This is a genomic window from Hydrogenophaga sp., from assembly GCF_030373245.1.
Taxonomy (GTDB): domain Bacteria; phylum Pseudomonadota; class Gammaproteobacteria; order Burkholderiales; family Burkholderiaceae_C; genus Hydrogenophaga.
In genome coordinates, this window is record NZ_JAUCZF010000001.1 from 719338 (window position 1) to 733048 (window position 13711).

Sequence of the window (13711 nt, forward strand, 5' to 3'; positions counted from 1 at the left end):
ACGCTGGCAAATCCGCTCGAACCTCGCGTCTGCAGTGGCGCTGTTTTCCGTGAATCAACATTGCTGCTCACTGCACGCCGATGCGCGCAACGTCCACCAGGCGATGAGCGCAGATCGCGCCCGGCGTGGCAAAACATCCATCTGGCAACGGAAGGATGTTTTTCCACAAACACTACCGGTAGTGGCTTGAACCGACTCCGCACACCAGATATAGTGTCTGCTGCGTTTTGCGCCAAACGTGCATCAAGAGCTGCCCTGAACAGCGGTCACCTTCCCGGACCTCCTGCCTGAACCCCGCGGCAGCCATCGCCAGCAGCTGACACAGCGCCACGCAACGACCACCGCCACACCACAACAAACGAAAGAGGAAACATGCAAATCGCTGCAACGCCCCACGCCGCCACTGCCCCCAAGGCTCAGTCCCAGGGTGCGCCCGCGTCCTCCTCCCTGGCAGCTTCCAGCGCGGTATTCGCGCAGTACCAGATCATCCGACGCAATGGCGCTGTGGTGTCGTTCGAGCCCAGCAAGATCGCAGTGGCGTTGATGAAGGCATTCCTCGCGGTGCACGGCACCCAGGGCGCGGCGTCGGCCAGCGTGCGCGAAACGGTGGACGAACTCACGCAAGCCGTGGTGCGGGCCCTGATGCGCTCGCGTCCCGGCGGCGGCACCTTCCACATCGAAGACGTGCAAGACCACGTGGAACTGGGCCTGATGCGCGGCGAACACCACGAAGTGGCGCGAGCCTACGTGCTGTATCGGGAGCGGCGCAGCCAGGAACGCGCTCATCAGGTCAAGGCGGTTCAGCCGGCTGAAGCGACGCTGCACGTGCTCGACGGTGGCGAACGGGTGCCACTGGACCTTGCCCGCCTCCAGGGTCTGATCGAAGCCGCCTGCGTGGGCCTGGGTGCCGACGTCAAGGCCGACCCCATCGTGGCCGAGACCAAGCGCAACCTGTACGACGGCGTGCCGATGGAAGAGGTCTACAAGGCCTCCATCCTTGCCGCGCGCACCCTGATCGAAAAGGACCCCGACTACACCTACGCCACCGCCCGCCTGTTGCTGCACACCATCGTGAAAGAGGTGCTGGGCGAAGAAGTGCCCGCGACCGAGATGGGTGCTCGCTACGCCGACTACTTCCCTCAGTTCATCAAGAAGGGTGTGCAGCACGAGCTGCTCGACGAAAAATTGCAGCAATTCGATCTGGCCCGCCTGGGCGCTGCGCTCAAGCCCGAGCGCGATCTGCAGTTCGACTACCTTGGCCTGCAAACCCTGTATGACCGCTACTTTTTGCATGTGCGCAAGAGCCGCATCGAACTGCCCCAGGCATTTTTCATGCGCGTGGCCATGGGCCTCTCGCTCAATGAAGTGGATCGCGAAGCGCGCGCCATCGAGTTCTATGAGGTGCTGTCCTCGTTCGACTTCATGTCGTCCACACCCACGCTGTTCAACGCCGGTACGCTGCGCTCGCAGCTCTCCAGCTGCTACCTGACCACCGTGCCCGACGACCTGGACGGCATCTATGAGTCGATCAAGGAAAATGCGCTGCTGTCCAAGTTCGCGGGCGGCCTGGGCAACGACTGGACGCGCGTGCGCGCTCTGGGCGCCCACATCAAGGGCACCAACGGCGAATCGCAAGGTGTGGTGCCTTTCCTCAAGGTGGTCAACGACACCGCTGTCGCCGTCAACCAGGGTGGCAAGCGCAAGGGTGCTGTCTGCACCTACCTGGAAAGCTGGCACCTGGACATCGAAGAATTCCTGGAGCTGCGCAAGAACACCGGCGATGACCGCCGCCGCACCCACGACATGAACACCGCGAACTGGATTCCCGACCTGTTCATGAAGCGCGTGATGGAAAAGGGCGAGTGGAGCCTGTTCTCACCCAACAGCGTGCCCGACCTGCATGACCGCTTCGGCGCCGACTTCGAGAAGGCCTATGTGGCCTACGAAGAGAAGGCTGCACGAGGCGAGATCAAGCCCTACCGCAAGGTACCCGCCACCGACATGTGGCGCAAGATGCTCTCGATGCTGTTCGAGACCGGCCATCCCTGGATCACCTTCAAGGATGCCTGCAACGTCCGCAGCCCGCAGCAACACGCCGGAGTGGTTCACAGCTCCAACCTCTGCACCGAGATCACGCTCAACACCAGCGACACCGAGACGGCGGTCTGCAACCTCGGCTCCATCAACCTGCTGCAGCACCTGAAGGCTGACGCCGACGGCACCCAGGTGCTCGACCACGAGAAGCTGCAGGTCACGATCAAGACCGCGATGCGCATGCTCGACAACGTGATCGACATCAACTACTACGCGGTGAAGAAAGCGCGCGACTCCAACATGCGTCACCGTCCGGTCGGCCTGGGGATCATGGGTTTCCAGGATGCGCTGTACGCGCAGCGCATCGCCTACGCCTCCAACGAGGCCGTGGAGTTCGCCGACCGATCGATGGAAGCCGTCTGCTACTACGCCTACTGGGCATCCACCGAACTCGCCCGCGAGCGCGGCCGCTACGCCAGCTACAAGGGCTCCCTGTGGGACCAGGGCATCCTGCCCTGCGACACGCTGGATCTGCTGGCGCGTGAGCGCGGTGGCTATGTGGATGTGGACCGCTCCAGCAGCCTGGACTGGGAAACGCTGCGCAAGAAGATCGCTGCCGACGGCATGCGCAACTCCAACTGCGTAGCCATCGCTCCGACCGCCACCATCTCCAACATCATCGGCGTGGACGCCTCCATCGAGCCTTGCTTCGGCAACCTGTCGGTGAAGTCCAACCTGTCGGGTGAATTCACGGTGATCAACAGCTACTTGGTGAAAGACCTGAAGCGGCTGGGTCTGTGGGACGACGTGATGGTCATGGACCTCAAGCACTTCGACGGCTCCTTGCGCCCAATCGATCGCGTGCCGCAAAACATCAAGGCCTTGTACGCCACCGCATTCGAGATCGAGCCGCTGTGGCTGGTGGAAGCCGCCGCACGCCGCCAGAAATGGATCGATCAGGCGCAAAGCCTGAACATCTACATGGCAGGCGCGTCAGGCAAGAAGCTCGATGACACCTACAAGCTGGCCTGGTTGCGCGGTTTGAAGACCACCTACTACCTGCGCACCTCATCGGCTACGCAGGCGGAAAAATCCACGGGCCGCACCGGTCAGCTCAATGCCGTGGCGATCCACAGCGACACGTCTGCAGCCAGCGCTGCAACGATGAGTGCCGAGCCAGCCACCGACGTGAAGTTTTGTGCCATCGACGATCCAGGCTGCGAAGCCTGCCAGTGAACAACCAACACGTGATGTGTGTGTCGCTGTGCGCAAACGCTGCGCATTCGATGCGACATCGCAACAAAAAACACGCGTCATCTGCATGAGTTCTTTGCAATTCGTGCGGACGCTTCGATAATCGTTTGAATTGGACACCTCTATGTTGACCTGGGACGAGCAAGTCACTCACTCTCCGAAGCCTGCAACCATGCCACTGCCACCCGCGATGCCGGGTTCGCAAGCCTCAGTGTCCCCGACGCCAACGCCCTCCGCGGCACGCATCAGCGAAGCTCCCGCAGCCAAGCGCGTCAATGCAGCAGATAAGCGCATCATCAACGGCCAGACCGACGTCAACCAGCTGGTGCCGTTCAAGTACAAGTGGGCTTGGGAAAAATACCTCGCCACCTGCGCCAATCACTGGATGCCGCAGGAAGTGAACATGAGCCGCGACATCGCGCTCTGGAAGGATCCCAACGGTCTGACCGAAGACGAGCGCCGCATCGTCAAGCGCAACCTCGGCTTTTTCGTCACCGCCGATTCGCTGGCCGCCAACAACATCGTGCTGGGCACCTACCGCCACATCACTGCGCCCGAATGCCGCCAGTTCCTGCTCCGCCAGGCCTTCGAAGAAGCGATTCACACCCACGCCTACCAGTACATCGTGGAGTCGCTCGGGCTGGACGAGTCCGAGATCTTCAACGCCTACAACGAAGTCCAGTCCATCCGAGACAAGGACACGTTTCTGATCCCGTTCATCGAGGCCATCAGCGATCCGAATTTCCACACCGGCACCCACGAAACCGACCAGACCCTGCTCAAGAGCCTGATCGTCTTTGCGTGTCTGATGGAAGGCCTGTTCTTCTACGTCGGGTTCACCCAGATCCTGGCGCTGGGTCGCCAGAACAAGATGACCGGCGCCGCAGAGCAGTACCAGTACATCCTGCGCGACGAGTCCATGCACTGCAATTTCGGCATCGACCTGATCAACGCGATCAAGATGGAGAACCCGATGTTGTGGACAGCCGAGTTCAAGGCTGAAGTCAAAGAACTGTTCATGAAGGCGGTCGAGCTGGAGTACCGGTATGCCGAAGACACCATGCCGCGCGGCGTGCTCGGCATGAACGCCTCCATGTTCAAGGGCTACCTGCGCTACATCGCCAACCGGCGCGCCACGCAGATCGGTCTGGAGCCGATGTTCCCGAATGAAGAAAATCCGTTCCCCTGGATGAGCGAAATGATCGACCTCAAGAAGGAACGCAATTTCTTCGAGACCCGCGTGATCGAGTACCAGACAGGCGGCGCCCTGTCCTGGGACTGAAATCAACGCACCGGGGCTGCATCCATTTCTCACATGTTTTTCAGACAATCAGAACCCCGCTCACAACGCCTTGGCGTTGCGCTCGGGGCTCTGTCACAGGATTCAACCCTCTGGGGTCCTTCGGGGATGCATTCCCACGACCCCAGGTGGCTGAATCACTTCACCGGCGTCAAGATCGGCTGAAGTGCTCTTTGCAACTTGATCAAGGAGAAAACAATGGCAACTGCGAAAAAAGCCCCGGCCAAAAAAGCCCCGGCAAAAAAGGCCCCTGCGGCCACAAAGAAACCCGCTGTGAAGAAGGCAGCGGCTGCGAAGAAACCGGCCGCTAAGAAAGCCGCTGCGGTGAAGAAGGCTGTCGTTAAGAAAGTAGCGGCGGTCAAGAAGGCTGTGAAGAAGGCAGCACCGGCGAAAAAGGCCGTGGTGAAGAAGGCTGCGGCGGTGAAGAAGGCTGTCGTCAAGAAAGCCGTCGCCGCCAAAAAGACCGTGAAGAAGGTCGTTAAGAAAGCTGCACCAAAGAAGGCTGCGCCGAAGAAAGTGGCCGCCAAGAAGGCCGCACCGAAAAAGGCTGCGCCCAAGAAAGCAGCCCCTGCCAAAAAAGCGGCTGTGAAAAAGGCTGCTCCGAAAAAGGCAGCCCCCGCAAAAAAAGCTGAGCCGGCCAAGAAGCCGGCAGCCCCTGCGGCACCTGCAGCTCAAACCAAGCTGAACCCTCAGGCTGCCTGGCCGTTTCCGACGTCCAGCAAGCCCTGAAGTCGTCCCTGCGATGACTTGAAGAGCCCGGTGTGAAAACACCGGGTTTTTTTATGGACGCCGGGCGACCAGGTGGCCAGCGCTTCAGGCCGACGGATCAAAGCGGTAGTTCTGCCCACCCCGACTCGCGATCTTGACCGCGCCAATTCGGTTGCCCAGAGACACGCAGCGCACCAGATCCCAGTCCTGCGCCAGGCCATGCAGCAAAGCGGCACGAAAGGCGTCACCACAGCCGGTGGGGTCGAGTACCTCGGCGGCAGGAATGCCCGGCACCAGCGAGCGCTGACCCGACTCCCACACCTCGCATCCTTGTTCGCCCAGGGTCACCACCAGCCCCCGCACCTGACCAGACAGCGCTTCAAGCGAGAGTCCGGTGCGGTCGCACAACATGCGCCCCTCGTAATCATTGACCGTGACCCAGGTCGCCAGCGAAACGAAGTGCGCCAGCTCGGGGCCACTGAACATGGGCAGGCCCTGACCAGGATCGAACACAAAGGGAATACCGGCCGCATGCAACTGCTCGGCGTGGCTCAGCATGGCGTCGCGGCCGTCGGGCGAGATGATGGCCAGGCGGATGTCACTGCGCGCTGGTACGGCGTTGTCATGCGCGAAGGACATGGCCCCCGGGTGGAACGCCGTGATCTGGTTGTTGTCGCGGTCGGTCATGATCATGGCCTGCGCGGTATAGCTCTCGCCAGTGGTGGCCACATGGCGGGTGTCCACTCCCAGCGCCTGCAGGCGCTCCAGGTAGTCCTGACCGTCATTGCCCAACGTGGCCAGCGGCACCGCTTCGCTGCCGAGCTGGCGCAACCCGTAGGCGATGTTTCCGGCACATCCACCGTATTCGCGCCGAAGCGCAGGCACCAGAAACGACACATTGAGGATGTGCAGTTGGCTGGGCAGGATTTGCTCGGAGAAGCGCCCCTCAAAGGTCATGATGGTGTCAAAAGCGAGCGAGCCGCAAACCAGAATGGACATGAAATTTCCAGGTTGAAAGTCAGGGATAAAAAACCAGGGCCCGGTAGCCCGACATGGGCAGCTGGTCGCCCACCGCGAGCGAGAGACGCAGGCTCACCGGCACGCTGCCTTGAGGCGGCAGGAGCGTCGGCACGCCAGGCAGCTCCTCGGGCAGGAACACGCGGCGCGAAATCACGGCGTCACCGGTATCGGTGAGGCTGAGTTCCAGCGCAGGCACGGCCAAGGCGAAAGACGAAGTGTTCTTGAGCACCAGGTCGAACGAATAGAAATTGCCCAGCCGACGCACCAGCGTCGAGCTGTCGATCACGATGGCATCGATGTCGCGCAACGACTGCACCTGGCAACCCAGTGGTTCGCACAAACGGACCAGCCAGGGCTTGAGATCGGGCTGCACCGCCGCAAGGCGATCGCGCTCGTGCAGTGCCCATTGCCCGGCGAGCACGGCCGCGAGCAACAGCGCCACCAGCAGCAGCACCGCGCGCATGGCCGGCGACTGCCAGAACGCACGCCGGCGGGCCTGCCGGACAAACTCCGGTTCATCGGTTGCAGGCTGGCCCCCGCCGTCGTCCAAGTCGTCGTCATCGTCAGCAAATCGAACCGGCTCGGGCGCACGTGCCGGCGGCGACTCTACCGGTTTCGCCTTGACCGGTCGCAACACGGCCGGGTCAGTCTGCTTGAGGCTGGCCGCATAGCGCTGCAGGTCGGCATGGAAGTCGGCGCTGTCTTCACCTTCGCCCCCTAATGACGTTGTCGGCTCGCTGGCGCTGGCCGAAGCAGGATCGCGGTCAGGCGGTGCCACCTTGGTCGGCGAAGCCTCAGACCACGGCGCATCAGGCGCAACATGCTCCGACTCCAGAGGTGTCTCTTCGCTCAGAACCCGATCCAGCAAACGATCCAGCTCGTCTCTTTTGTCGGGCTCGGGAAACGAGGCCGCGCCTGCTTGCGGCCCATCGTCCAGCGGTGCAATGTCGGTCGGCTCAAAGCCTTGCGGATCTGCAGAAGGCGGCGCACCTGCCAGGTCATCCACAGGCAGATCGGCCTCGGCGATTGGCTCCCACTTAGCCGCTGACGCATCCGTCGCCGGGTCAGCACGAGGCGCTGAGGACCGTGGAGCCTGTGACATGGGCTCGGGCTTGTCCTCGGGTCGGTTGACAACGGGCATGTCGCCCAGCCCGACACCAAACTCATGCGCAGGCGGCTGCCAGAAAGGGGGTGCAACCGGATCGGTAGCCTCGATCACCGCGGGAAACGGCGCATGCTCAACCCCGGCATCCGGGCTTGAACCGACGGACGAATCGTTGGACGGCTCCGGCAGATCCTCCGACTGACCAGCGCCCGCTGCTGCGGTCTGTGGCTCCGGCGGCGTCCAGGTCTCCAGGTAGCGTGTGGCGTCGAACACGTCGGCGCAGTGGCCGCAGCGCACCCAGCCGTCAGAGAGTTTCAGCTGATCGGGAACGACTCGGAAGGTCGTCGCGCAGGCCGGACAGCGGGTGGTGAGACTCATGCAGCGATTATTGCAGGCGGTGGACTGGTCTCCCGGGCCTCCGGGCCTTGTCTGGATCCCTCAACCGCGCTGCGCAGTCATCAGCACCCACCCATCCTCTTCGTCAGCGACCGTCAGCACAAGCCAGGGTGCAAATGCCTCGGTCAGCTCACCGGCTTGCCGCGACAGAATGCCCGCCAGCACCAGATGGCCACCGGGCGCCACATGGGCGCACAGCAACGGCGCCAGCACCTTGAGCGGTGTGGCGAGGATGTTGGCCAGCACCAACTCAAACTCGCCTTGGGCCAGATCGGGCAGCCCTGCCATCAACGTGACCCGATTGGCCTGCGCATTGAGCCGGGTCGACTCCACAGCTGCGGGGTCGATGTCCACCGCCACAATGTCCGTCGCGCCAAAACGCGCCGCGCCCATGGCCAGGATGCCCGATCCGCAACCGTAGTCGAGCACCCGCTGCCCGGCCCAGTCGCGGCGGGCGGTCCAGCGCAGGCACATGCGGGTGGTGGGGTGGGTGCCGGTGCCAAAGGCCAACCCGGGGTCGAGCCGGATCACCTCGCGAGCCACCGCGGGCGGTTCGTGCCAGGTGGGCACGATCCAGAACGTGGACGTGATCTCCACCGGGGCAAATTGCGACTGGGTCAGCCGCACCCAGTCCTGCTCGGGCACCGGTTGCACACCCAGCACCACACAGCCCTCAAAAAAGTCCTGCGCCTGCAACAGCACGGCCGCCTCCCGTGCACCAACCTCCTGCGCAAACAGCGCGACCACGCGCGACTGGTTCCAGCCTGCCTTGGGCGGCGGCATGTCCGGCTCGCCAAACAAGGCCTGCTCGGCAGGCGTCATGGCATCCGCATCTTCTACCGTGACGCTTTGCGCATCCAGCGCATCAAGCGCATCGCAGACCGCCTCGACGGCGGCCTCGGGCACTTTCAGAATCAGTTCAAACAGAGAAGACATGAAGAAACGAAGCAAGGTTGTTCCAGAACACCGCGAAACTGGCTATGCCAGGCCGCAGGTCTTGTCCCCTGGGGGCATGACGCACCGCAGGTTCGGCGCGAGGGGGCGTCAGCGTTCCCGCTGCGACAACCACTCTTCCAGGTAATGGATGTTGGTGCCACCGGCCACGAAGCTGGCGTCCACCATGAGCTCGCGGTGCAGCGGGATGTTGGTCTTGATGCCTTCGATCACCGTCTCGGCCAGCGCCGTGCGCATGCGCGCCAGCGCCTGCTCGCGGGTGTCGCCATGCACGATGATCTTGCCGATCATGGAGTCGTAATTGGGCGGCACCACGTAGTTGGCATAAGCATGCGAGTCCACGCGAACGCCTGGACCACCCGGCGTATGCCAGGCGGTGATGCGGCCTGGCGACGGGGTGAACTTATACGCGTCTTCGGCGTTGATGCGGCACTCGATGGCGTGACCGCGCAGCTGCACCTGGCGCTGGGTGAACGGCAGCTTCTCGCCCGCCGCCACTGCGATCTGGGTTCGAACGATGTCCACGCCGGTGATCCACTCCGTCACCGGGTGTTCGACCTGTACCCGCGTGTTCATCTCGATGAAATAGAACTCGCCGTTTTCAAACAGGAACTCGAAGGTGCCCGCGCCGCGGTAGCCGATCTTTTTGCAGGCGGCCGCACAACGGTCGCCAATCTTCTCGATCGCGCGGCGCGGGATGCCTGGCGCTGGCGCTTCTTCAATCACCTTCTGGTGACGCCGCTGCATCGAACAGTCGCGCTCACCCAAGTACACCGCGTTGCGATGGGTATCGGCCATCACTTGGATCTCGATGTGGCGCGGGTTCTGGAGGAACTTCTCCATGTAGACCTCGGGGTTGCCAAACGCCGCCCCCGCCTCCGCTTTGGTGGTCTGCACCGCGTGCAGCAGTGCCGCCTCGGTGTGCACCACGCGCATACCCCGACCACCGCCGCCGCCAGCGGCCTTGATGATGACCGGGTAGCCAATGGCCTTGGCGGTTCGTTTGATCACGGCCGGGTCGGCTGGCAGCGCCCCTTCGGAGCCAGGCACGCAGGGCACGCCGGCGCGGATCATGGCCTGCTTGGCCGACACCTTGTCACCCATGAGCCGGATCGACTCGGGCGTGGGCCCGATGAAGGTGAAGCCGCTTTTCTCCACCCGTTCGGCAAAGTCGGCGTTTTCGCTCAGGAAACCATAGCCGGGGTGGATGGCTTCGGCGTCGGTCACCTCGGCGGCCGAGATGATGGCTGGCATGCTCAGGTAGCTCAGGCCCGAAGGCGCCGGACCGATGCAGACCGCTTCATCGGCCAGACGGATGTACTTGGCATCGCGGTCGGCCTCGGAATACACCATGACCGCCTTGATGCCCATTTCTCGGCAGGCGCGCTGCACGCGCAAGGCGATCTCACCCCGGTTCGCAATCAGGATTTTTTTGAACATGCGTCGACAGTCCTTATTCGATCACGTACAGCGGCTGGCCATACTCCACAGCCTGCCCGTTCTCGACCAGGATTTGTGTCACGGTGCCGGACTTGTCGGCCTCGATTTCGTTGAGGATTTTCATGGCCTCGACGATGCAGATGGTCTCGCCTTCCTTGATCGTGTCGCCGATTTCCACAAAGGGCTTGGCGCCCGGGCTGGAGGCGCGGTAGAAGGTGCCCACCATGGGCGACTTCACGATGTGACCCGAGGGCGCGGGCTCCGCCACAGCGGCCACGACCGGCGCCACCTCGGCAGCGACCGGCACCGCCGGCGCGGCGGTGGGGGCCAAGGCGTAGGCCACGGGTCCGCCAGCAGCAGGCGGCATGCTCTTGACAATGCGCACCTTGCCCTCGGCTTCGGTGATCTCCAGCTCGGACACGTTCGATTCCGAGACGAGATCGATCAGCGTCTTCAGTTTTCTCAAATCCATGATTTCTCCAACGAAAATCGGCCAAATAGAATTCAAAAGAACCCATCTTCGATGAATTTCTGAAATCTTCGGCCTGACGGGGTGGCGCAGTGTACCCCATGCAGGAGCGATCAGGTCACCCTGGCAAAGGCTTCAGAACCCGAAGTCGCCTGATTCGAAGCTGGCCAACCAACCTCAATCCAAGCACTTTACCTTTTTTTGAGCGCATTTGGCGGCACAAGACCCAGCTGTTCGCCGCTCTGGGCGACTCAGGCCAGCTGCGCCCAGGCATCCAGATCGGCCTGAGACACCTTGCCCAGTTTGCGGTGCAAAACCGCACCATCGCGCCCCATCACCACGGTGAACGGCAAGGCGCCGGACGCATTGCCCAGCGTACGACTGAGTTCGGTGCCGGCCAGTCCAGCCATGCCGACCGGGAACACGAGGGGCAGTTTCTCCATGAAGCGGCGCACCGCGCTGGGCTGATCCACCGCCAGGCCCAGCACCTGCCAGCCGCGCGCCGCGTGCTGGGTGTGGAACGCGTTGAGCATGGGCAGCTCCTCCACGCAGGGCGGACACCAGGTGGCCCAGAAGTTGACCAGCAGAGGGCGACCGCGCCAGGCCTGGAGATCCACCCGCTCGCCGTTAGGGCCTTCGAACTGGCTGGCCCAGAAGACCGCCATCGCGCCGTCCTGCACCGCGTGCGGCTGAAACCGCCACCAGGCCACGCCTGCACCCGCGGCCCCCGCCGCCAGCGCAACGCCCGCCATTGACCATTGACGACGGTTCACAGTCTCTCCTCCGGTGCATCCACCGCCATGTTCATCAGCCCGCGCAAGGCTTGCGCAGGGCCACGCGGCTTACGACCTTGCGCGTCAGCCTTGAGCGCGCCTCGCAGGTCGTCCAGATCGTGCACCAGCAGGTGCACCATCACCCACTGATCCATTGTTTCGGCTCGGCAGCGCACGGTCAGCGTCGAAACCGGCATGCCCCGCCAACCGGGGGCTTCACCCGCCCGGTAGTCCACCCGCTGGTCGATCAGGGCCCATTCGGCCGATTTGGAATCTTCGCAGAACAGGTGCAGGTGGATGTCGCTGTGCCGTGTGGCTGTGCCGTGCCAGACAGCGCCGCCCAGGTGCGGGTTGAAGGCGGCCAGCCGGTCCATCCAGACCAGCGCCAGCTCTCGCAGGGCCAGCAGCTCGGCGGGCTGGGAGTCGGCGCAAAAAATGGCGATGTGCTCTCGCACCGCAGCATCCACGGAGGCGTTGTCGGGCAGGGCGGTGCGGGCAGGCAGGCCCAGCTGTCGGACGGCCTGGCGCTTGGCTGCCGCGAACGCCAGACCATCGTCCACCACCAGTCTGGCAGCCACCTGGGCCAGCTCGGTGCAGGCATCGCTTCGGGTCAGATCCATCGCGCTATTGTGAACGCTGCCGGTTCTCCCCTCCATGCGGGGTGACATGGTTCATGGAGCGCACTCGGTCCCTGCCGCTCGGCCAGACTGCCGCGCAGGCCCGGCTCCGCAGCCTCCTAGAATCTCGGCATGCACATACACATTCTGGGAATCTGCGGCACCTTCATGGGCGGGCTGGCGGCGCTGGCCCGCGAGGCCGGGCACCGCGTGACCGGTTGCGACGCGGGCGTCTATCCGCCCATGAGCGACCAGCTGCGTGCGCTGGGCATCGACCTGATCGAAGGCTTTGATGCCGACCAGATGGCGCTGGCGCCCGACATGTACGTGGTGGGCAACGTGGTCAGCCGTGCGCGCCAGCCCGATGGCACACCCAAATTTCCACTCATGGAAGCGATCCTGGACGCCGGAGCGCCCTACACCAGCGGGCCTCAATGGCTGGCAGAGCATGTGCTGCAAGGTCGCCATGTACTGGCCGTGGCCGGCACCCACGGCAAGACCACCACCACCGCCATGCTGGCCTGGATCCTGGAGCAGGCCGGACTGCAGCCTGGTTTTCTGATCGGGGGCGTGCCGATGAACTTTGGTGTGTCGGCAAGGCTCGGGGGCAGCGACCCGCGCGCAGTAGGTAACGTGGGGGCAACCGACCGCAGCGCAGGGCCGCCCCAGGCAAGGTCAGCCCCTTCGGGGGGCAGCGACCCGCGAAGCGGCGGAGCGTGGGGGCCATGTTTCGTCATCGAAGCGGACGAATACGACACCGCGTTCTTTGACAAGCGCAGCAAGTTCGTGCACTACCGACCGCGCACCGCCATCCTGAACAACCTGGAATTCGACCACGCCGACATCTTCGAGAACCTGGCCGCGATCGAGCGCCAGTTCCACCATCTGGTCCGCACCGTGCCCGCATCGGGCCGTGTGGTGGTCAATGGGCTGGAAGAGGCGCTGGAGCGCGTACTGCACCAGGGCCTTTGGAGCGAACTGCGGAGTTTTGGTGCGGCGGTGAGCGACTTCACCGCCCAGGGCGAACCCCACGCCTTCGATGTGCTCCGGCGCGGCGAGGTGGTGGCACGGGTTGAATGGTCACTCACCGGTGTACACAACCAGCTCAATGCGCTGGCGGCGATCGCCGCCGCTGACCACGTGGGCGTGGCACCCGACGTCGCCGCACAGGCACTGGCTCAATTCGAGAATGTGCGCCGGCGCATGGAGCTGCGCGGCACCGTGCAAAAACAGGGGTTGCCGATCTCCGTGTACGACGACTTTGCGCACCACCCCACGGCGATCCGAACCACGCTCGACGGCCTGCGGCGCCGGCTGGACCAGTCCGGCGCACCCCGTGGCCGCATCCTGGCGGTGTTCGAGCCGCGCAGCAACACCATGAAGCTGGGCACGATGAGGTCACAGCTGGCCTGGAGCCTGGATGCCGCCGACCTGGCGTTTTGCCACACTGGCGGGCTGGACTGGGACGCGGCGCACGCGCTTCTGCCCCTGGGCGAGCGTGCCCGGGTGGCGAACAACGTCGACGAGCTGGTGGCACAGGTCAGGGCCGCCGCTCGAGGAGGCGACCACATCGTGTGCATGAGCAATGGCGGTTTTGGCGGCGTGCACGCCAAGCTTCTGGCCGCTCTGGGCGAGGCTTGA

11 protein-coding genes are annotated in these 13711 nt (G+C 63.6%); 4 read left to right on the forward strand and 7 right to left on the reverse strand.

Translation table 11 applies throughout. The features are described from left to right. Positions 1–372 precede the first annotated feature (372 nt). The 3 genes from QUV25_RS03485 to QUV25_RS03495 all read left to right on the forward strand — a co-directional run bounded on the left by QUV25_RS03485 (position 373) and on the right by QUV25_RS03495 (position 5317). Complete coding sequence (locus QUV25_RS03485) at positions 373–3270, forward strand: ribonucleoside-diphosphate reductase subunit alpha (RefSeq protein ID WP_300861336.1); 2898 nt, start codon at positions 373–375, stop codon at positions 3268–3270. Between the two features lie 142 nt (positions 3271–3412). Beyond that, positions 3413–4570: a ribonucleotide-diphosphate reductase subunit beta gene (locus tag QUV25_RS03490; RefSeq protein WP_300861338.1), complete on the forward strand. Its 1158-nt coding sequence runs from the start codon at positions 3413–3415 to the stop codon at positions 4568–4570. 216 nt (positions 4571–4786) lie between these two features. Then, positions 4787–5317, forward strand: a complete 531-nt coding sequence (locus QUV25_RS03495) for a histone H1-like DNA-binding protein (protein ID WP_300861340.1) — start codon at positions 4787–4789, stop codon at positions 5315–5317. 84 nt (positions 5318–5401) lie between these two features. Here the strand turns inward: QUV25_RS03495 and QUV25_RS03500 are convergent, their stop codons facing one another. The 7 genes from QUV25_RS03500 to QUV25_RS03530 all read right to left on the reverse strand — a co-directional run bounded on the left by QUV25_RS03500 (position 5402) and on the right by QUV25_RS03530 (position 12073). Next, positions 5402–6295 (reverse strand): carbohydrate kinase family protein, encoded by an 894-nt coding sequence (locus tag QUV25_RS03500; RefSeq protein ID WP_300861341.1) that lies wholly within the window; start codon positions 6293–6295, stop codon positions 5402–5404. A gap of 19 nt (positions 6296–6314) precedes the next feature. Then, positions 6315–7799 carry a DUF3426 domain-containing protein gene (locus QUV25_RS03505; protein WP_300861342.1) on the reverse strand — a complete coding sequence of 495 codons (1485 nt, stop codon included), beginning with the start codon at positions 7797–7799 and terminating at the stop codon, positions 6315–6317. A gap of 60 nt (positions 7800–7859) precedes the next feature. Then, complete coding sequence (prmA, locus tag QUV25_RS03510; protein WP_300862007.1) at positions 7860–8744, reverse strand: 50S ribosomal protein L11 methyltransferase; 885 nt, start codon at positions 8742–8744, stop codon at positions 7860–7862. A gap of 117 nt (positions 8745–8861) precedes the next feature. Next, positions 8862–10211, reverse strand: a complete 1350-nt coding sequence (gene accC / locus QUV25_RS03515) for an acetyl-CoA carboxylase biotin carboxylase subunit (protein ID WP_300861344.1) — start codon at positions 10209–10211, stop codon at positions 8862–8864. Between the two features lie 13 nt (positions 10212–10224). Then, positions 10225–10683: an acetyl-CoA carboxylase biotin carboxyl carrier protein gene (gene accB / locus QUV25_RS03520; protein WP_300861346.1), complete on the reverse strand. Its 459-nt coding sequence runs from the start codon at positions 10681–10683 to the stop codon at positions 10225–10227. A gap of 248 nt (positions 10684–10931) precedes the next feature. Then, positions 10932–11453 (reverse strand): TlpA disulfide reductase family protein, encoded by a 522-nt coding sequence (locus QUV25_RS03525; protein ID WP_366945630.1) that lies wholly within the window; start codon positions 11451–11453, stop codon positions 10932–10934. Further along, positions 11450–12073 carry a hypothetical protein gene (locus tag QUV25_RS03530; protein WP_300861348.1) on the reverse strand — a complete coding sequence of 208 codons (624 nt, stop codon included), beginning with the start codon at positions 12071–12073 and terminating at the stop codon, positions 11450–11452. Before QUV25_RS03530 ends, QUV25_RS03525 begins: the two co-directional genes overlap by 4 nt. Positions 12074–12202: 129 nt before the next feature. Between QUV25_RS03530 and mpl the strand changes: the two genes are divergently transcribed. After that, positions 12203–13711, forward strand: coding sequence for a UDP-N-acetylmuramate:L-alanyl-gamma-D-glutamyl-meso-diaminopimelate ligase (mpl, locus tag QUV25_RS03535; RefSeq protein ID WP_300861350.1), 1509 nt, complete (start codon positions 12203–12205; stop codon positions 13709–13711).